Here is a 22,368-nt window from a genome sequence, read left to right on the forward strand (position 1 = left end):
CCTCATCCTGCTGCACGGACTGGAAGCTGTTCTCTTCAAGTGTCAGGGTAACATCGCCACCCACGAACTCACCCATCAGGTAGTAACGGAAGGTGTTGGAGCCGGACATTTGGGTCGGCGTCATGCTTGAGAGTGCAATGGTGTCGATTCCGTCACCACCGAGGACAAACTCGGCATCCGCATCGGTGACGGAGTCCACATCCAGTTCGTACCCTGCAACCGGCCTGTAGGAGACGTCGATATAGGTCAGGTTGACGGTTGTCGGGTCGACAACGGTGTACTGGCCGTTGCTTTCGCTCTCTACACTGTTGCCGTCTTCGTCGAGCATGGACCAGGTGTTCGGCAGGAAGGAGACCACGATATCGCCGGACTCGTAGCTGCCGGTGACCCAGTACCGGAAGGTATAACTGTTGGCTTCCTGATCAACCAGCTCCGGTGCCTGGGTTTCATCAAGCTCGATTCCGGGCTGATCGAGAATGGTGAATTCATTACCATCTTCACCGAAATCCTTGACCGAGGTGATATCCAGTTCCATGCCAAGCGGTACCGTGATAATCACGTCGATGAAGCCCTGGTTGTTGAGGGTGTTGACGCCTATGCCACTGCCGTTTGCCGGGCTGGTCAGGTCAGCGCTGGTACCCTGAACGGTGAAGGTTTCGGTTTCACCCAGGTTCGTGATTGTTCCGCCTTCATCCTGCAAGGTGCCGATCTGGAAGTTGACATCCACGGCTCCCAGGTCGAATGGACCGGTTACCACGTAGCGGTAGACATTGTCGCCCATGGCCAGAGGAGCAAAGGTGGTATTGATAGTGGCGACAACGTTAGCGGTGTCGTGCTCGGCCAGGGTGAACTGTTCGCCACCAATGAGTGTCACACCGTCTGCTGCATTGCTGGGAGTGTACCTGACGTCGATATAGGTACGCGCATTGGTACCGGAAAGGTCGCCTTTGTTCTCAGGTTCAAACGTAGTCGTGGTATCGGCAAAACTCCAGGAATTGGCGATAAAGGTAACCGTGACATCCTCGGTACCTGCCAGTGCATCAAGATAATCGTCGGAAACCAGTGTCAGTGAATCGACACTGCCACCATCGACTGTCAGGCTGTCAGCTATCAAGCTGAGCGTGATTGGACCATCAACATCGTAATACGTGCCGCTACTGCCGGTGAGCCAGTAGCGGAAGGTATCGCCACCCAGGTCTTCCGGTGCACGGGTGCCATCGAGGGCAATGCTGAAGGCTTGATCGTTGGCCGGGTCATAGCTTGCATTCTGTGCCGGAGCAATGATTTCAAATTCGGCGGACAGGTCGGTGACCGAATCAAGGTCCAGTGTACCGCCGCTCAGGTTGAACGTGACATCCAGGTAACCTGCGCTGTCGAAACGGAAGCGGTAGAGATTCTCTGCTTCATCGACCAGTTCTGCCGCCTCATTCAGATCAAGGGCGATTTCACGACCCGTGGCCGTTTCGGTCAGCGTGAATTCCGCAGCGGTATCCAGTATGGAAGCGGAGTCGATCTCGTAGCCTGCGGGCACACCGTCATCCGGCATGCTGTCGAAGTCCAGCTCGATGTAGTTGGTGTCTTCCAGGGTCACCGCTTCAGTACCCGGAGCATGGGCATCAAGCGTGTAGGCCCAGCTGCCAGGCTCGAAAGTCAGGATGACTTCGGCGTTCAGGTTGCCCAGGTTGACCGTACCCATCTCGGTGGCAAGGCCGGCATCATCATATAACCAGGTTTCGGTCTGGAAGGTGACTTCCACGTCGCCGCTCGCGGCAAACTCGCCAGTGATCCAGTAACGTACGGTACCGGTCAGATCACTGACCAGTTCAGGTGCCTTGGAAGTATCGATAGCGACCGTGCCCTTGCCTGCACCACCGAGGGTGAACTCATCGAATCTCTCGCCTTCATCGAGGATCGTAGCGTAATCGATCACCTTCCCTTCCGGTGCTTCCGGATAGGTGATGTCGATGTAGTCCTTGTCGGTATCGAAGTTGCCGATCAGCCAATAACGATAGATATGCTCTGTCTCTGATATCTTTACAGGTGCCTGGCTGCTGTCCAGGATGACACTGCCGAGTCCGGCGCCACTGAGGGTGAACTCGGGATCCAGGTCCGTTATGGAGTCGATATCGATGGTGTAACCGGTATCGGCATCCGGGAAGGTGACATCAATAAAGTTGCGGCCATTGATCTGGGTAACGTCGATATTACCTTCATTGTAGGGTCCTGCCAGGTCTGCTATAGGACCTTCTACGCGGAGGCTGTCAATGCTGGCTTCGCCTTCGTTTCCGTCGGTGTCGAGCCAGCCTTGTTCGCCACTGAGTGCGAGGAACCTGATCTCGACGTTACTCGGGTCGTAATTAAAGCCGCCCTGAGTAATGTCGTAACGGAATCGGCTGATGCCTTCATCAGTCAGGTAGGTGATGAGTTCGTCGGTATCAATACCTCCACTTTCATCATAGTCCTTACCTTCCACCACTGATGCTTCAAGCAGGTAGTCTTCGTTGAAGGCCATCTCGATGGAATCAGGCGTTCCTTCAACGGTGACCTGGGTCTCAAAGGTCCCGTCGTTGTTGCCATCGATCCAGAGTTCAAACTCGGCTCCGCCATCCAGGATGCTCGCATAGTCGATGCTGGCTCCGGGCGCAGGCTTGAAGATGACGTCGATGTACCTGGGCTCGTTATTGAGTGCGCTGACATCGACGCTGTCGCCCGCAAACGGGCCAACCACGCTGGCCTCGGGTGACGCCACGTTGAAGAATTCGATCGACTCGACGCTGCTGGCACCGCTGGAATCCTTCCAGTGATCCGCATTGAAGATGACCCGGTATTCGCCGGACACGAACTCGACCGCCGGGTCGAAGAAGAAGCGTACGGTCTGGCCACCCAACGCGGTCGGCGTGATGGTGGTGCTGTTGGCCGCGAAGGAGACAAATTGCCCGGTACCTTCGTCCTTCTTCTGCACCATGAAGGCAGCCACACCGCTGTTGACGATTGACTGGATAACCACATCATCGACATCTCCGCCCTCGCCCGGCAGGAACTTGACATCGATGTAGGCTGCCTGGGTCAGCGCAAGGCCGGTTTCATCGTGACTATCGAAGGCAAGATTAAAGTTGTCATCCGGCAGTTCACCGTGATCTGAAGGAGCGTCTTCACCAGTTGACGCCAGGTAGGACCAGGTCTCCTTGATATAGGTGATATTGAGACCGCCGGTGGTCGTACCCAGGGTCCAGAAGCGGAAGGTCGTACTGCCGAGATGCACCGGTGCCTGGGTCAGGTCCAGCTTCACTTCGCTGCTGTCTATGGCGAACTCAGGTTCAAGGTCGAGGACAGAATCGATGTTCAGCTTGGTCACGCTGATCAAGGTATCGACCAGTGCATCCGGCAGTTCGACATCGATGTAGCCGCGTTCGTTGAGCATGCCTGCACCGACGGAGTTGCCGTCCTCGGGGCCTGCCAGCATGGCGGTTGGATCGGACACTTCCGGATTGGCAACGGTGAAGTAGACCTCGTCTCCGTTGGCATCGCGGAAACCCATCTTCAGCTTGCCGTTGATGGAGAGCAGGTCGACCTGTTCCGGAATGTCGGCCAGGAACAGTACCGTGACCTCGCCATTGAGCACCTTGGAGAGGTCAGCGTAGAGCTTGCCACTGATACTGATGTTGTCTGCGGCGAAGTTGAGCTTGCCGATGATCAGGAATTTGCCGTCTGTACTAAACCTGATCACTACCTCACCGTTGAACACCTGTTGCGAGGCATACATCGAGTAGATCTTACCGCCACCGGTGATGGTCATGGGAGACGTGAATGCAGCCAGGAAGCCCTGTCCTGGTGGCAGATCCTTGGTGGCCAGGTACTGCTTCACGATCTGCTGCTTGACGCTCTCCAGCCAGCTTTCGGGCGTAACGTCGGTTGGCAGTCCGAATTCAGGTCTGCGCAGATCGTATGGATCTTCAATGGACGGCAGGGACTTGAAGAATTCCACGCCGGCGGTAAAGTCGTTGAGTGCCAGGCCGATATGAGGCTCGATCATGATGCCGCCGGGCACAGATACACTGAGCAGCACGCCGAGCGGACCCAGTTCGGAGAGTGCAAACTGGATGGTCAGTCCGCCAACACCCGGAAATTCGAAGCCGCCCTGCAGGCCGAAGAAGATGATCCGCTTGGCAACCGGCGTGACAGTATCGAAAGTATCAATGATCTGGCCGCCCTCACTCAACTTGAGGATACCGCCGATAAGGGCTGCCTCGATGGTGCCGCCAAACATGTTGCCCTTAACGCTGACACCGATTGAACGAATATCGACGATTGGGAACTGGCCGTCGAGGAGTTTGCCCACGTCGATCTTGACGCCTTCGATGAGACCGGAGATCTCCAGTCCCGGCACACCCTGTATGCCTTCCACCGCCGCTGAGAGCGTAAGCAGGAAGTCTGTCGGATCTGCCTGGATGTCCGGCCATTCGATACCGATCTCGGTGATCTTGATGGGCAGGAAGCTCGGCCACTTGAAGCTCTCGCCGCTAGCTGAACCAATGCTGATGAAGACACCGAATCCTTGCTTGGTTACGAAGGTGCCATCACCAAGGAATGCAAAGTTGCGACCTTCACCACCCAGCAGCAGGGAGCCGATCTTCACTTCGGCGCCAACCGCTTCGAAGGCAATCAACTCTTCATTGGCTGCCGCACCGGTGTCGAGCTTCAGGCCACGGCCGGTCAACGAAAGGAAACTGCCAAGCTGGATCTTGAAGGTATCAACTTCGAAGACGAAGGCTTCCACCTTACCGTCATCGTCAAATTCGATGGTGGCACGTAACGCCTCTGTATCCGGCTGGTTGAGCGCCAGGTTGTCACCAGGTTCCGAGGTGAGGCGATCGCTGATCTCTGCGGAGATCGGCATGCCCGGGAAGAACTTGGCACCGCCGGAGGCGATGAAAATGGAACCAGTGAACTTGAACTGCTGGCCGAAGGTGACCGAGAAGTTCTGCACGCCAATACGGATATCCTTGAGCTCGAGGATGCTGCCGATCTTGATCGCCGCGCCGGATTCCGCACCCGTGCTGTCGGTCATCTTCGCGGCACCTGGGCAGCTGCTGCCGTAGCAGAGCATGGCTTCGCCGATGGTGAAGCCGCTGTCGGTGACCACCAGGCCGGGGTCGCCATTGGCCGGGCTGATGGAGCCGGTAACGCCCAGGGCCGGGAAGCTGATGGAGGCTGACTGGATACGTACGAACTCTTGAGGCTCGCCGCCCTCGGCTTCCTTATCGTAATTTGGGTCGTAGGAGAACTTGATACCGGAGCCCGTGACCTTGAGCAGGTTCGGAATGTTGGCTTCGAGGGTACCGATCTCGAGGCTGAACTTGCCAGTCAATCCGATGGGGAAGCCATCGGGATCGCCGCTGAGCAGGCCGAGGATATCCACGGTGACATCGAAGGTACCCAGGACGCCGGTCAGGGTAACGCCGACACCGCTGTTGCTTTGTGTGGCCGCACCCTCGTCGCCGCCGAACGACAGGCTGGCCAGGTCCGCACCGATAGCGATGCTGAGGACCAGTTCGCCCTCCTGGAAACCAAGGTTGGCGAGACTCAGTGACGGGCCTTCGAGGGTCAGCGGACCGATCTTGATGCCATTGCTTGCAGATGCTGCATCCTGGGCCGCGGCATCAACGGTGAAGCGCTGTACGATCCTGAGGCTGCTGATATCGTCCGGATCGGAGTAATCACCGTCGTCGTTCTTGTCGACACCCCAGGAGCCGGCAATCACTTCAACAACAACCTCACCATTCTTGAACGCCTCGGTGATGTTGCCGTCTTTGGCGGTTACGTAGTAGCGGTAGGTGACGGAACCCGTTGCCGGGTTGCCTGTGGCCTTCAGCGGTGTGCCCTGCAGAATATTGGTAGTGGGCTGCAGGCTGATGTTCGCGGCCCCTGCCCCGCTGAGGCGGATTTCGTCGCCATCAATACCTACAATTCTGCCGCCGGCCGGGTTGATGAAGGTAACGTCGATATAGCGCTTCGCATTGAGCGAGGAGAGGCTGACCGTGGCACCGCTGTACGGGTTGGCCAGGGTTGCGCTGGGCTGCGGTGCAGGCTTATCCGCATCCGGCAGGCTCGGATTGATCGGGAAGTAGATGGTGAACTGCTCGGTCTCGGCAGCATTGTTGACACCGCGCATATCCGACCAGCTGCCGGCCAGGAAGTTAATCTCGATGCGCTTGTCGAGCTCGGCCTGGTTGAACTCACCGGTCAACGTGTAGCGGTAGGTGTTGTCGTTATAGGCATCCTCCACCTTGGTGGGTGTGCTGTTGACCGTCACCGTACCGACAGCAAGGCCGCCAATAGTGAATTCCGGACTGGAGTCGAGGATAGAGGCCTCGTTCAGACCGGCGCCGTTGACGTCGTTGAAGACGACATCGATGTAACCGTTGTTGAGATCGTAGCCGTTGACGAATGTGCCGGCTCTCGGTGATGCGAGATCGACCGTAATCGGTCGGAGCGCCGATGTCGGTGTTGCGATGGTGGCCTCGGTACCGAAGATGGTGTAACCACTGACCCGCAGATCCTGCAGCTGGAAGCCCTGGCCACCACCCAGGCTGAAGCGTGCTGCGCCGGAGATGGCGAAGTCGGGATCGCTGTCCTCGAGACCCGGGATATTGACGGCCACTTCAGCATTGGGCACATCCACCTCGATACGGCCGGTGGGTGTGCGGGTGAACTTGACCGAACCGCTCAGGGTGAAGATGTCAGCGGCGCTGATGGTGATCTTGCTCGCATCGTCAATCTGGCCAGCCTGGTTGTAGCCGGCCTGGAAGACCTCGATCCTGGAACTGGTCGTGAAGTAGACGTTGATCGGATCGATCTCCGGATCGAGGAAGCTGATCGTTTCGTTGACGGTACGGCCACTGTTGTTGACCAGTACCTGCACGGTTCCGCTCACCGTCAGGCCGTCGAGACCGACCAGCCCGGCCTTGCCGAATGCGTAGATTGCGAAGGTGTTGTCGGAGAACTTGACGACACCCAGTTTCGCCTCGGTTACCGCAATACCGACAGCATCCGGGTTGAGGCTGCCGTCTTCAAGACGATACGGTCCTTCACCCAGGAACAGCTCGACGTTCGAAGCACCGATCAGGGTCTTGTCACCGGAGCTCACTACCTTGAAGGAGCCAGTGAGGCTTACGATGGGCGGATCACCGAAGCTGAGCGTGGCATTGGTGAGTTCGAAGCCGAAGGTGTTGCCCGGTACATTGATGCGGATCTCGGCACCGGCAAAGGCGATGGTCTCGTCGATGTCGGTAGCGCGGGTATTGATCAACAGGGCCACTTCGGACTCGGCGGTCACACCGTCAAGGCTGAAGGTTTCGGCCAGGTCCACATCGCCCTTGAGCACGCCTGCCACGCCGGCGCTGCTGAAGATCAGGCCACCCTGGCCGTTGGTGAGGGTGCCCTGCCCGTCCACGGTCAGCGAGACGTTGGCCACGGCGATGCGAATCACTTTCTGGCCCTGAACGGTGATCTGTTCGAACTGGAAGTCGCCATGCAGGTTGACGCTGTCGATGGTCAGGTCTGCGTCGAGGAGACCAATTCTCAGGTATGGACCTGCCGGCAGGTCGAGAATGGCCAGTTCGCCCGCTTCATCCACCACGTTGTCGCCGTCGTTGTCTACGCCGTCGCCATCCAGGATGAACTCTTCGTTCACTCTCTGGGTGGTGTTGTTGATGGAGACAACAGCATCGCCGGAGAACTGGAGCGAGCCGAGGGAGAGATTGATCGGCACTTTGAACTCGGCGGCCATGCCGAGATCGGAAAGAAGGATCAGACCGGAGACATCCTGGATTTCGAATATGGGATCCGCGGGATCACCCAGGATGAAATCAAGGTTGGTCAGCGCAATCTTGGTGATTGCAGCGCCGTTGCTGCGTTGGGTCTTTTCGAAGGAGATGAAGGCATTGAGAGAAATCTCGGGAGTGCCATCCGTATCGAAATCGAGTTTCAGCGAGCCATTGCCAGAGGCCGCGAGGAGACGGTTGGTGAAATCGATTTCCGTTTCACTGGACGGGCCAGTCGGTACCATGAGACCGGTATTTGGCGGATCCGCACCTGTCCAATCGGTGGCGAGAAAATTGATTACAGCTGGAGGCGGACCGGTCTGGCCGGTTCCGCTGCTTGCACTGTTCACCTTGACTGAGAGGTTGGTCGCTTCAAGCTGAACACCCTCGACACCGACCAGTTCAATGATCGCCGCCGTGGCAGACAGTGCAAAGTAGCTCTTGCGCTCCGTCCCTTCAGTGGACTTCATCAGGGCCAGGCCGAACTCCAGGCCACCCAGGGCAACACCGACGGTGTCGTCATTCAGGACATATTCCGTATCGTCGATGGTGCCGTCATCATTGGTGTCCTCCCAGTACGGCCCACCCAGTCCCACAAATGCCCTGACGTTGCTGGCGCCGATGGTCATGACGGAAACGGTCTCGGTCGTGCCATCGCTCAGGGTGGTAACCACGTTTGAGCCCTTCTTGAAGGCAAAGCTGCCTGAGACATGGACGAACTCGCTGATGGTGACGGTGAGGAAACCGGAGACCTGCAGCAGTTCACCCTGGAAGTCGAGGGTCATTGAAGTATCGGTACCCGTGGGTACTTCAAGACCAGTGGCACCACTGCCAAAGTAACCTGCTGCCGCGCTGGCCACAAAATCAGCGATCTTGGTCGTGTCGTTGCCGCCGTTGACCTCTACCGTCAGTTGACGTGCCGAAATCTCGATGCCTTCGATACCCACGAATGCCACATCGCCGCTGGCCCTGAGTGCATAGAGACTGAGCGTATTATTGACATCGGTCGGTTTCAGCAGGGCGAGACCGAATTCCAGGTTGCTGAAGGCGATACCCATCGCGTCATCGGACGGCGTATCTTCTGCAGTGATGATGTCATCGTCGTTGGTGTCCACAAAGTACGGACCGACACCGGCAAAGACATTCACGTTGCTGGCACCGATGGTCAAAGCGGTCATGGTGGTTTCGGTACCGTCTGCCAGCTTGATGGTGTACTCCTTGCCTTTCTCGAAAGCGAAGGAGCCGTACAGCTGCACGAATCCACCAATATTCATGTTCACATGACCGGTAGCCCGGAGGAACTCGCTGTTGTAATCGATAGCGGTACTGGAGTCCGGGCCGGTTGCGACAGTCAGCGCACCACCTGCCAGGCGGGTGAAATCGATCACCTTGGCATTGGCATCAGTGGAGGAGACGCTGTTGACCTCTACGGTCAGGCTGCCGGAGAGTTCGAACTGTTCCGGGTCGAGACCGACAAGGGCCGCGGTACCGCTGGCCTTGAGTGCCATGTAACTGCTCTGTACCGGCGCGTCAGGCGGCGCGTCAGGCAGCGTCTTCATCATCACCATGGCCAGTTCCTTGATCTCAAGGGTCACACCCATGGCGCCGTCAGATTCAGGCGTATCGGTATCGTCAATGATGCCATCGCCATTGCTGTCAACCCAGTACGGGCCACCGACACCAACAAACGCTTTCACGTTGCTGGCACCGATGGTCATCACGGAGACTTTCTTTGTGGTATTGGGCTGATCCAGCGTGGTCACATCCACATCCTTGCGGCGTTCGAAGACGATGCTGCCGCTGACATGGACGAACTCGGAGATGCTGATGGTAGCCGTTGCACTGACCCGCAGGAACGCTTCGCTGAAATCGATAACCTGGCCACCGACATTGAGGATGCTCTTGTCGTCAGCCATTCCAGGAGCGCCTTCATCAACCGCGGGGTCCAGATCCAGCGAGTTGGTCCAGTCAAGCGCTGCGAGATCCGGATTGCTGGCGGATGAGGCCTGGTTGATCTCGAGTTTCAGCGAGGTAGCGTTGAGAATCAGGCCGTCGATACCGACAAGTTCTGCGCCACTGAGTTCTGCTACGATTGCCTGGTAGCTGCGATCATCCCCACTGGTAGGGTCGGCCTTGATGGAGGCAAAGGTCAGGGAACCGCTGTCGAGGCGGAAACCGATATCGTCATCGATCTCATCAAAGGGGTCATCACCCGGCACACCGATGAACAGGTCGGAGATGGTCAATGAGAGTGTGACCAGGAGTGCATCGTGAAGATCGGCAACATCGTCACCATCGACATCGACATCCACACGCTTCTGTTCGAATTCAAAGCTGGCAGTCGCGCGGACAAAGTTGAAGGCGTTGAGTGTCAGTGTGCCGCTGACGGTAAGCAACTCGCCCGTGTAATCGATAAGGATCGAGTTATCCACCGGCGTCGTGGGCCCTACCCTCACCTCTTCAACAACGAATGCACCGCTGGGCTTACGGCCTACCCGGGTATTCCAGTTGAGTGCCGACAGACCTTCGGTAGCAGAGCTGACCTGGTTGATACCCAGGTTGAGTTCGGTAGCCTCGATAATCAGGTCGTCCGGCAGACCGGTCATTCCTGCACCCTGGATACTTGCGGAGAGTGCGAGGAAGCTGCGGTCGTCGCCCGCATGCCGTGTGGCGTCGGGGGTGATTGCTGCCAATGCCAGGGTGCCTGAGTTCACCTGGAAGCCGACACCGTCGGGAACACCGATAAACAGATTGGTGATCTGCAGGTACACGGTCACCATGTGTGCATCGTCCAGGTCGCGCTGGGTCAGATCTGGTGTTGTCGTGTTGAACGAGGAGCTTCCTACATTCACATCGATCAGTTGTTTCTTGAACTCGAAGGTTGCCTCGGCGGTTACGAAACCATCGAGAATGTCCAGTGTCACGCCACCGGAGATCGCCAGTTCCAGGCTGTCCGTCAAGTCACCAAGGTTCGTGCCGTTCAGTATTGCCAGCTCGTCACTGATATCCATGCCACTGGCGGTTGCACCGAACGTGCTCCAATCCAGCTTGGCGGGTGTTGTCACACCATCACCGTGTGCTGCATTGTTCAGCAGTGCGTCCACATCGTAGGCGCTGAACACCAGCAGGTCTTCAAAGCCCACCATGTCGCCGCTGAAGTCATCCAAGGCGATGGCCAGGTAGCTGATGTCATCTGTCGTGGCAGCCGGATCTGCATTATTTCCACGGTCCTTGATGCTCACCAGTGTCAGCGTGGTCACCGTGGCGCCAAAGCCCACTGAACCGTTCTCTACCGTGTCGTCACTGTAATCGCTCGGTGTTGCCGCACCACCACCGTTGTCCAGCAGGCTGCCACCAACACCCACGAACACACCGACGTTGCTCAACGTCAGCGTCATCGCATCGGCATCCTGGTCGGCAGTCAGACCTGCAGCGTTGTTCTGCACCTGTCCAAGAGCAATCTCAAAATCGCCCTTCGCTACCAGCGTACCGTCCAGTACATTCAGCGCTACCCCACCGCTGACTGCCAGGTCCACGCTGGCGTTGAGATCACCCAGGCTGGTGCCGTTCAGCGCAGTCAGCTCTGGATTGATATTCATGCCTGAATTGGTAAACGTGCTCCAGTCGAGCTTCGCAGGCACTGTCGTACCGTCTCCATGGACCGCCTTGTTCAACACGGCATCCACGTTGTAGGCATGGAACACCAGCAGATCATCGAGACCGATCAGGTTGCCGTTAAAGTCATCCAGCGCCACACCCAGGTAACTGATGTCATCGGTCGTGGCTACCTCATCCAGACCACGATCCTTGATGCTCACCATCGTCAGCGTGGTCACCGTGGCGCCAAAGCCCATGGTGCCATCTTCTACTGCCGAGGTGCTCCAGTCATCGGCCACCGTCGGGGTCGCCAGGCTGCCGCCAACACCCACGAACATGCCAACGTCACTCAACGTCAGCACCATCGTGTCAGCGTCTTGTGTCGGATTCGGCAGCGCCGCACTCTGCACCTGGCCCAGGGTAATCTCAAAATCGCCCTTCACTACCAGTATGCCGTTGAGCACATCCAGCGCCACGCCACCGCTGACCGCCAGGTCCACGCTGGCGTTAAGATCACCCAGGCTGGTGCCGTTGAGTACAGCCAGCTCGGCACTGATATCCATGCCACTGACCGTCGCGCCGAACGTACTCCAATCCAGCTTCGCCGGCGTTGTCACACCATCACCGTGTGCCGCCTTGTTGATCAAGGCATCCACGTTGTAGGCGTGGAACACCAGCAGGTCTTCAAGACCGATCAGGTTGCCGTTGAAGTCATCCAGCGCTACACCCAGGTAACTGATGTCATCGGTCGTGGCTACCGCATCGGCTCCATGATCCTTGATGCTCACCATCGTCAGCGTGGTCACCGTGGCGCCAAAGCCCATAGTGCCATCTTCTACATCCGAGGTACTCCAGTCATCGGCTACCGTCGGGGTCGCCAGGCTGCTGCCAACACCCACAAAGATGCCAACATCGCTCAACGTCAGAACCATCGTGTCGGCATCCTGGTCGGCAGTCAGACCCGCGGCGTTGTTCTGCACCTGGCCCAGGGCAATCTCAAAATCGCCCTTCGCCACCAGGATGCCGCTCAGCACATCCAGCGCCACACCACCACTCACTGAAAGATCCACGCTGGCGTTGAGATAACCCAGGCTGGTGCCGTTCATTACCGCCAGCTCAGCATCAATGTTCAGTCCCGTATAGCTAAAGGTGCTCCAGTCGAGTTTCGCAGGCTCGGTCACACCATCTCCGTGCGCCGACTTGTTCAACAGCGCATCCACCCCATACGCGTGGAACACCAGCAGATCATCAAGACCCACCAGGTCGCCGTTGAAGTTATCCAGCGCCACGCCCAGGTAACTGATGTCATCGGTCGTCGCTACCGCATCGGCTCCACGGTCCTTGATGCTCACCATCGTCAGCGTCGTGACCGTCGCACCAAAGCCCAGCGTGCCGTTCTCGACCGTGTCGTCACTGTAGTCGCTCGGCGTGGCCGCGCCACCACCGTTGTCCAGCAGACTGCCGCCGACGCCCACAAAGATGCCAACATCGCTCAACGTCAGCGTCATCACATCGGCATCTTGGGTATTACCACTGGGCAGATCCGCACTCTGCACCTGACCCAGCGCGATATCAAAATCGCCCTTCGCCACCAGCGTGCCGCTCAGCACATCCAGCGCCACGCCACCCTTGAGCAGCAAGTCCACACTGTCGGTCAGACTGCCCAGGCTGGTGGCATTGAGCGCCGCCAGCTCCGTGCTGATATCCAAACCACTGGAGGTCGCACCAAAGGTGCTCCAGTCCAGCTTCGTCGTGGTGACACCATCACCATGGGAGGACTTGTTCAGCAGCGCATCCACGCCATACGCATGGAACACCAGCAGATCATCAAGACCAATCAGATCAGCCGTGAACTCATCAAGCGCCACACCCAGGTAACTGCTGTCATCGGTCGTCGCCGCCGTGGGACCATGATCCTGAATGCTCACCATCGTCAGCGTGGTGACCGTCGCACCAAAGCCCAGCGTGCCGTTCTCTACCGTGTCGTCACTGTAATCACTCGGCGTGGCCGCGCCACCACCGTTGTCCAGCAGACTGCCACCCACACCCACGAACAGGCCAACGCCGCTCAGCGTCATTACATCGGCATCCTGGTCGGTGGTCAGACCCGCAGTGTTGTTCTGCACCTGACCCAGCGCAAGATTGAAGCCGCCCTTGGCAACCAGCGTGCCGCTCAGTACATCCAGCGCCACACCACCAGTGACATATACATCGAGGCTCTCGTCAACTGCCAGACTAACCAATGTCAGTCCACTGGTGGACAAGCTATCCCAGTCCAGGTTGTTCGTCGCACCACCGCCCTTACTGTTTATCTTCAGTGAGCCATCGTAAGCGTGGAAATCGAGTAAATCGTCAAAACCAATGAGGTCTGCATCAAAAGCATTAGTATCGGTTTCGACACCCAGGTAACTGTAACCGGTCGCGCCATCCTTGATTGCTACCAGGCGCAAATCACCAGTCAGGCTAAAACCAAAACCCGCTGTACCGTTCTCGACTGTGTCGTCACTGTAGTCGCTCGGCGTGACCGCTCCACCACCGTTGTCCAGCAGGCTGCCGCCTACTCCTGCAAATACCTGGATACTGCTCAGTGTCAGCGAGACCGCATCAGCACCCGAGAAGGTAACAGAGCCACTGCCATTAGGTACTGTGGTACTGACCTGACCAATTCCCAGTTCGAAACCACCTTTCGCTACCAGAGATCCAAATACATCGATAACTGCACTGCCAGAGACAAGTTTGAACTCTCCCTGTGTGGCATCGAAATCAAGAACCGATGTGGTGGGAGTTGAAGGATTCGCTGTGTAATCAATTACCGGGGTAGTACCGGTGCTGTTCAAGTTCAGTTCCACAGCAAAGCTGTAAGTGCCCATCGTGAAATCAGATAGGCCAACGAATTCTCCGCTACCTCCAATGGTGCTGAGTGCTGTATATGTAGTACCGGAGTATGTAAACCAGACTAGATCGATATCAATGTCAGATAGTGACAAGCCAAAGGCATCTGGTGTCGTTGCATCGTCAACATATGGTCCATTGTTACCGACAAAAGCACTTGCGCTAGTGACGCTCAGGAACTGCCCACTGTGTGTAGCGCTATCCAGTAATGTATTGTCGCTTAGCCTGACGGAGTCAGTGAGATCACCAAAGTCAAAGTTACCTGTAAGGTAGAAGTAATCGAAAAGCTCGAGGCCCAGGTCACCCGTGCCGTCATCAATGACCCCGGTAACACCACCAAGCTCATCGATGACGAATGTGTCTTTCTGGGATCCACCTGTCAGATTCTCAATATCTTGAAAACTGATTAAGGCCATGCCAGTCGATGCCAATGAACCCGTATTGAGTCCTGTCAGCTCCCAAACATTATTTGCATCTGGAGCTGTAATAGTTTCAGAGCCACTGCCACCCTTTATGAGAGCGATGTCGTTATAGGTGGTACCATCCGGAACTGTGGAGTGACCATATACCTTTACATCAGGCGTCCCCGCATCACCCCCAAAATTACCGATCTCAAAAGTCAGGTCTTCCGTATCAGTTGATGCATCAAGTGTGGTGCCATCAAGAGTCAGGTATCCAGTAACTGGGGCCGCGGCAAACTCTAATCCGTCCTGGACATCTTCTAACGTAATCCTCTGACCAGCTTCGAGTGATTCGCCCATGATCTGAAGATCAGTATCATGGTCGAGACCGAGGACGTGACCGATCTCATGGAGCAAGACTGTCAGGAGGTCAATTCGTCCGTCTGCCTCGCTCCCGGAAATTGCTGAGAGAATAGCCAAGTATCCTGCTTGGTTATATTCTTCGTTCGTCTCCGGAGTTAAGTCGACGAACCAGCCATGACCGGCAGCGGTCGGATTGATGGTGATGGTGTAGCCGTCTGCGAGACCGAGAGCTCCGTATGGAAGGTCGGCAATCTGGACGGTGATATTTTCGAGCCTGGCCTTGAGCTCGTCGGAGATGTCTGAGTCAGCCCAAATCTGGATGGCTGTCTCGAAAATGTTGGCCAGTTGTTCGTCGGTAAGTTTGGATTGTTCAGTGGATGAAGTGGGTGCCACTTCATCGATGAGATAGTCACCTTCAAAATCATTAGCAGGTGGTGCACGTGGTGCTATTTCTGAGAAGCTTCCTGCGTCTGAATCTTCGTTATTGTTTGAGTAATAGCCATACGCTCCACTGGTATCAGCAGAGTCTTCATTTTGTTGATTTGTAGTAACTGCTTGATTTGCAGGGGGACCACGTGCAGTTGGATTTTCAGTTAGTAATGAAGTCGATGCTTCATCGTTATCAAGTTGATCTGTTTCGTTAGCGACTTCTGATTGATCTGATGATGTCTTATTCAGTGCATAAAGCGCGAGCAGTGAAGCATCAATTTCATCGTTATCAGCTGTTGTCTGAGGGTCGCCTTCAGTGACATTTTCCTGATTGGTATTGTCACTATCCTGTGCATCCGAGTCGGTGTTGTTCTGATCATCTGCGGACCAATTTTCTGGCCAGATAAACGATAGATTTTCTTGTGATGAATCTTCTTGATCGCTGTTTTCTAGAGAGCCATTTTCCGAGCCAGTGAAGTAATCATCGACTTCCTGGACTATGGCTGCGAGGTCATCTGTGGGGGAATAAGATTGGTCGTCATCGACCCAACGGGCAACTTCTGCGAGAGCAAAATCGGCGGAGAGCAGGATTCTTGGTTCAAGAGATTCAAGACAAAACTTGCCTTCCCCATTCACGTCATTCTCTTCATGAGAAGGTGAATGAGGACCGCTCGTTGAGGAGACCAGATCTCTGGCGCCGGCAACTAAGCGGCGCCAAATACCTCGTCTTCCTGAGTCGTCTTGTCGGTTCTCCCCTGAACCCATCTATGTCTCCATGGACTTTTAGGCCGATCGACTAGCCTCAGACTGGTCCGATGACATTAAAATTTAAGTTATTCGCGGCTCATGCCTACTTGAGCTAAATAAGGGCTACTGAACTTTGCGTTTAGATAGGTTAGCGACCTGCAAAGCGTTTTTATAGTCAGTAGTCCAGTTGCTTTTTAGTCTAGCACAACCAAGGGTTTGGTCAATTAATGTGAACTGCGTCACAATGATTTTTATTCGCACATCATTAATTCAATAACTTAGGGAATGTCCTTTACAAATGGCGCGAATTTTTCCAATTCGATTTTGGCCTTATTCAGCCTACTGTTTCAGTAGGTTAATTGGTCATTTATTTATCAATTTGAATGATCAATCTGCAGAGCAAGAGGTCTTCTTAACTTAATTTTCAGACCAAAAGGCTATCAAAATATCTAGGGCCTGTTAACACTAATTGAATCGTACCTGTTGCCCCTGAAAAAGTGCCAATCAAGGCGCCAGGCGCGTAGTTTGGTCATTCCAAATGAGCAACGAGCAACGCAGAGTGGTGCTTTTTCAGGGGCAAAGTGCCAGTGCATGTATCTCCAATTCAGTTAATTTTGAAGCGATTGAGTGCATGATTGCATTGTCGTTTGTACGCGCACGTTTATTAAACTGTTGAAGTTGATCTGCTAAATAACGTTTATGTTGGCCTGCCAGAGGAGGTAGTTGATTGGTCCCCTTATCCTCTTCTCCATGACAGGATTTACAAGCTGCAACACCAGAGTATTTATTGCCGTTGTGATAAAGGTAATGACCAACAGATGAAAACGCCTTATCACGAACCCGGTGAGACTTAGTTGGTTTCGCTGCAAAAAATTCACCGAGTGCAACCATCTCCTCTTCGGTGAGAGCCGCTGCCATCTCATTCATGGTGCCTTTACGACGACCACTTTTAAAATCGGCCAACTGCTTGGCGATATACTCCGCATGTTGACCAGCCAATCGAGGGCATATTGCACTGGAACCTTCACCATCTTTGCCATGGCACATATGGCACTTTTGTTCGACGATCTCTTTTGCTCTTTCAGAGTCTGCTGAAAATACAACACCGGTCATCAATGTAAGTGCAATAAACAGGTTCAGTTTTTTGTCCATAGTGAGTGTCCTTTGCTGTCAGTATCTACAGATTTCAAAACACAAAAATCGCATCACAAGATTGCACCATGAAGACATCACTAATGACCTTAATCAAACTCAAAACAGCAGTGTTCATGTGATCAGAATCGACAACGAATTAGACCTTATAATTATGTCATCAATAACTGAAAATCAGCCAATGAAAAATCGGGTCTGAGAATTAAAACGGCCAGCCCAGAGTAACTCATCGGACTTTCTTGAATGGTGTCTCCCAGGAAGGAAGCTTGGTGAACGCCTGGCCCTGGACGGCCAAGCCGGTACTCCTCACCAGGGACGGTTTATGTGTTCAACGCATGATCGAAATCCGGACAGATTTTGCTACAGAAACTGCCATACAGGAATAAAAAAACCCGACCAGGATGACTGATCGGGCTTTCTAATATGGCGTCCCCTAGGGGAGTCGAACCCCTGTTACCGCCGTGAAAGGGCGGTGTCCTAGGCCTCTAGACGAAGGGGACAGTGCTTCCATTGCGGATCGGTTCTATCCGAACCAGCACAGAGCTCCGCTCTGAGCGTTGTTTGGTGGAGCTAGGCGGGATCGAACCGCCGACCTCGACACTGCCAGTGTAGCGCTCTCCCAGCTGAGCTATAGCCCCAAACGAGGCGCGAATATTAAAGGAGTAGACCCTGTTTGTCCAGGGCTTTTGCCTTAAATAACAGTCACTCAGCCAAAATAATTTAGCTAAATTAAAAGGGCCCAACCACTCGGTTGAGCCCTTTCGCTGTATGGCGTCCCCTAGGGGAGTCGAACCCCTGTTACCGCCGTGAAAGGGCGGTGTCCTAGGCCTCTAGACGAAGGGGACAGGACAATGTGCTTCCATTGCAAAATTGGGCTTTTCAGCCCTGTTCAGAGCTCCGCTCTGCACCTTAGTTTGGTGGAGCCAGGCGGGATCGAACCGCCGACCTCGACACTGCCAGTGTAGCGCTCTCCCAGCTGAGCTATGGCCCCAAATAAAGGCGCGTATATTAGAGGAGCAGACGTCCTTTGTCCATACCCTTTTTATAGAGTTACAGGATCGAACAAATGAACCCTGTTCCCTATCCTTTTATTTGGATTGCTGCTCGATTTTCGCCCAGGAATCCCGCAGGGTAACAGTACGGTTGAAGACCAGTTTCTCTGTCGTGCTGTCCTTGTCCTGGGTGAAATAGCCTTCCCGCTCGAACTGGAATCGATCTCCCGGTTTTGCGCCCTTTAGGCTTGGTTCGACCATGGCCTGGGTTAGGGTCAGCAGCGAGTCAGGATTGATATGCTCCAGGAAGGACTCAACCTCCTTGTCACCATCAGGATTGGGGTGATTGAAGAGACGGTCGTAGAGCCTGATTTCCGCCGGCACGCCTTCGGTGGCAGATACCCAGTGAATCACGCCCCGCACCTTGCGGCCCTCCGGATTGGCGCCGAGAGTATCGGGGTCGTAAGTGCATCGCAGTTCGACGATCTCGCCATGCTCGTCCTTGATCACCTGCTCCGCCTTGATCACGTAGGCATTGCGCAGGCGTACTTCGCCGCCGGTTACTAAGCGCTTGTACTTCTTGTTGGCCTCTTCCCGAAAATCGGCCTTGTCGATATAGATCTCCCGGGTCAGGGGGACGGTGCGGGTGCCCATGGATTCGTCTTTCGGGTGAGTTGCAGTGGTGAGTTGCTCCACCTGCCCTTCCGGGTAATTCTCGATGACCACTTTCAGGGGATGTAGAACCGCCATGGCACGGGGTGCATTGGCATCCAGGTCCTCGCGAATGCAGGCCTCCAGCATACCCATCTCCACCGAGTTATCGGACTTGGTGACACCGATACGGTCAGAGAAGGTGCGGATTGAGGCCGGGGTATAGCCGCGACGACGTAGTCCGGCGATTGTAGGCATACGGGGATCGTCCCAGCCTGCCACGTGGCCTTCGTCCACCAGTTGGGTGAGCTTGCGCTTGCTGACGACGGTGTACTGTAGGTTGAGTCGAGAAAACTCGATCTGCTGGGGATGACAATCGATGCTGATGTTATCCAGCGCCCAGTCATATAAAGGACGATGATTCTCGAACTCAAGGGTGCAGAGTGAGTGGGTAATGTCCTCAAGTGCGTCGGAGATCGGGTGTGTGAAATCGTACATCGGATAAATGCACCACTCTTCACCGGTCTGGTGGTGAATCACGCCGTGGCGGATGCGATAGAGGGTCGGATCACGCATGTTCATGTTGGGAGAGGCCATATCGATCTTGGCCCGCAGCACACGGCTGCCGTCCTCGAACTCTCCTGCTTTCATGCGGGCAAACAGCTCCAGGTTCTCCTCCACGGAGCGGCTTCTGTAGGGGCTGTCTTTACCGGGTTCGGTCAGGGTACCGCGGTATTCACGGGTCTCCTCGGCTGTGAGATCGCAGACGTAAGCTCTGCCTTTCTCTATCAGTTCCACGGCAAAGTCGTGGAGCTGTTGGAAATAATCCGATGCGTAGAAGAGCCGTTTGTCCCAGTCAAAGCCGAGCCAGCGGACATCCTCCTGGATGGCATCGACGTACTCCTGGTTCTCCTTGTGTGGATTGGTATCGTCGAAGCGCAGGTTGCAGAGGCCGCCCTGGTAGTCCCGCGCTATGCCGAAATTGAGGCAGATGGACTTGGCATGGCCGATATGCAGAAAGCCATTTGGCTCTGGCGGAAAACGGGTGTGTACCATGCCGCCGTGGTTTCCGTTCTTCAGATCCTCATCGATGATCTGGCGGATGAAGTTTGTCGGTGCTGTTGTTTCGTTGTTGCTCATGTTCGATTATTCAGCTCTTTAGGCAGATGCTTCGCGCTGGGCGATGAATTCCAGGGCCTTGTCTATACGGCGCAGGCAGGCCGCTTTGCCCACCAGTTCCAGGGTGACGTCAATACCGGGGGATGCGGCACGGCCTACCACCGCTACACGCAACGGCTGGGCCACCTTGCCCATCTTCAGTTCGAGTTCTTCGGAGACATCCTGCACCAGCTTGTGCAGCGCCTCTCCGGTCCAATCCTCCTGGGCTTCCAGGGCGGTGCGCATCCGCTCCAGGGGCTCACGCGCCACCGGACGCAGGTTCTTCTTGGCAGCGGTCTCGTCAAACTCTCCGAAATCCTTGTAGAAGAAGGCACTGATCTCCGCCATCTCCACCAGGGTTTTCGCCCTCTCCTGCTGGGCCTTGACCACCTCTACCAGGTTCGGGCCTTCGGTAGGGTCTATTCCCAGCCGCCCCATGTGAGGGCTAAGTAGATGGGCAATGTGGTGAGGGTCGCTCTCTTTAATATAGTGCTGGTTCAACCAGAGCAGCTTCTCGGTGTTGAAACTGGAGGCCGCCTTGTTGACGTCCTCCACGTTGAACAGCTGGATCATCTCCTCGGTGCTGAACACCTCCTGGTCGCCGTGGGACCAGCCCAGTCGAACCAGGTAGTTGAGCAGGGCCTCGGGAAGAAAACCGTCCTCCATGTACTGCATCACGCTCACTGCGCCGTGGCGTTTGGAGAGACGGGCGCCATCGTCACCGAGGATCATGGGCAGGTGGACAAACTTGGGCAGCTCCCAACCCATGGCCTTGAAAATATTGATCTGGCGCGGGGTGTTATTGATGTGGTCGTCGCCACGAACCACGTGGGTGATACCCATGTCGTGGTCATCCACTACAACGGTCAGGTTGTAGGTGGGGGAACCGTCGGTACGGCGGATGATCAGGTCGTCCAGCCCTTCGTTGTTGAACACCACACGACCACGCACCATGTCATCAACCACCACCGAACCATCGATAGGATTGCAGAAACGGATCACGTGTGGCTCATTGGGATCCACATGCTTATCACGACAGTGGCCGTCGTAGCGGGGCTTCTCCTTGTTGGCCATGGCGGTTTCGCGCAGTTCGTCCAGGCGTTCCTTGGAGCAGTTGCAGCGGTAAGCCAATCCTTTATCGATTAGGCGGCCGATGACCTCGTTGTATCGCTCGAATCGATGGGTTTGATAAAAAGGCCCTTCGTCATACTCCAGGCCCAGCCAGGTCATCCCCTCCAGGATGGCGTTGACAGATTCCGCGGTGGAGCGCTCCAAGTCGGTATCCTCTATACGGAGAACGAACTGACCTCCGTGCTTGCGGGCAAAAAGCCAGGAAAAGAGCGCAGTGCGGGCGCCGCCGACGTGAAGGTAGCCGGTGGGGCTGGGTGCAAATCGGGTACGTTTGGTCATTTTGTTCAGTTTTACTTGGGTGAACCGGGAAAAGCGTCCATTTTAGCAGAAGCTGATGAAAACGCGCAGGAAACATTTGACCGGAATTGGTACAGATCCTAGAATTCAGCCCTCTTCGAGGGCGGTTAGCTCAGCGGGAGAGCACTGCCTTCACACGGCAGGGGTCACTGGTTCAACCCCAGTACCGCCCACCAATATATTCAGTAGCTTAGATCTAACAAAACCGGCCAACAGCCAGTTTTTTTCCTGTAAGTCCATAATGCAAGCTTGAATTGAGTTAATTAACCTGGTCCTCTAAAAAAATCATTCCCTGACCACACTCCACAGATTTTCTCCAACCATCTAGTGAGTCTCCCAACCAATTCATGAACAAATCATGTGCATGTCTACACGCCCAGGTCAATGGGTTACCCTCACGTGCGGGGGAAGAGATGAGAACTCCCTGCGAACCACTCAGATCGTGGACGGACCACCCACGCTGGCGGGAAAAATGACCGCCCCCTCAGCGTACCAATCAATGCCGTACGGGCTACGGTTTTCTTAGGGCCTATTCACGTAAAAGTCAGTAAAATGCCGCTCTATGGAACTAACGAAAGAGCAGTACAAAATCATTGAGCCGTTGTCCCCCAAACCAAGGGGGACGAAGAAATACGGTAACATTCAGGCGCTTAACGGAATACTTTATATCGCAGAGCAAGGCTGTAAGTGGCGCGCTCTTCCGGAACGTTTTGGGCGATGGCACAGCATTTACAT

General features: G+C 55.3%; 5 protein-coding genes, 5 tRNA genes and 1 pseudogene (1 of these 11 only partly in view). 2 read left to right on the top strand and 9 right to left on the bottom strand.

Annotated features, from left to right (window positions below):
* From BOW53_RS12660 to gltX, 9 genes and pseudogenes are all read right to left on the bottom strand, one after another.
* Positions 1-15,469: the beginning of a LamG-like jellyroll fold domain-containing protein gene (locus tag BOW53_RS12660; RefSeq protein ID WP_245831929.1), read on the bottom strand. Its footprint begins 29,234 nt before the window's first position; only the first 15,469 of its 44,703 coding nucleotides appear in the window; its start codon is at positions 15,467-15,469; its stop codon lies beyond the left edge, outside the window.
* A gap of 603 nt (positions 15,470-16,072) precedes the next feature.
* Positions 16,073-16,270, bottom strand: a pseudogene (locus BOW53_RS13770) (LEPR-XLL domain-containing protein); the annotation flags it as partial.
* Between the two features lie 552 nt (positions 16,271-16,822).
* Positions 16,823-17,404 carry a c-type cytochrome gene (locus BOW53_RS01165; protein WP_078485701.1) on the bottom strand — a complete coding sequence of 194 codons (582 nt, stop codon included), beginning with the start codon at positions 17,402-17,404 and terminating at the stop codon, positions 16,823-16,825.
* Positions 17,405-17,828: 424 nt separating this feature from the next.
* Positions 17,829-17,904, bottom strand: a tRNA-Glu gene (locus tag BOW53_RS01170).
* A 62-nt stretch (positions 17,905-17,966) separates the two neighbouring features.
* A tRNA-Ala gene (locus BOW53_RS01175) sits at positions 17,967-18,042 on the bottom strand.
* Between the two features lie 131 nt (positions 18,043-18,173).
* A tRNA-Glu gene (locus BOW53_RS01180) sits at positions 18,174-18,249 on the bottom strand.
* A gap of 70 nt (positions 18,250-18,319) precedes the next feature.
* Positions 18,320-18,395, bottom strand: a tRNA-Ala gene (locus BOW53_RS01185).
* Positions 18,396-18,492: 97 nt separating this feature from the next.
* Entirely contained in the window at positions 18,493-20,187 is a 1,695-nt protein-coding gene (locus tag BOW53_RS01190) for a glutamine--tRNA ligase/YqeY domain fusion protein (RefSeq protein ID WP_078485702.1), read from the bottom strand.
* 18 nt (positions 20,188-20,205) lie between these two features.
* A complete protein-coding gene (gltX, locus tag BOW53_RS01195; RefSeq protein ID WP_078485703.1) occupies positions 20,206-21,615 on the bottom strand; it encodes a glutamate--tRNA ligase in 1,410 nt (469 codons plus the stop codon).
* Positions 21,616-21,734: 119 nt separating this feature from the next.
* Here gltX and BOW53_RS01200 point away from each other — a divergent pair.
* Together BOW53_RS01200 and BOW53_RS13775 are read left to right on the top strand one after the other, a co-directional pair.
* Positions 21,735-21,809: transfer RNA gene (locus tag BOW53_RS01200), tRNA-Val, on the top strand.
* 386 nt (positions 21,810-22,195) lie between these two features.
* On the top strand, positions 22,196-22,368 hold a 173-nt coding region (locus BOW53_RS13775), incomplete at its 3' end, for a transposase (RefSeq protein WP_135606943.1).

Source organism: Solemya velesiana gill symbiont, assembly GCF_002020805.1.
In the GTDB taxonomy this organism is placed as follows: Bacteria; Pseudomonadota; Gammaproteobacteria; order Chromatiales; family Chromatiaceae; genus Sedimenticola_A.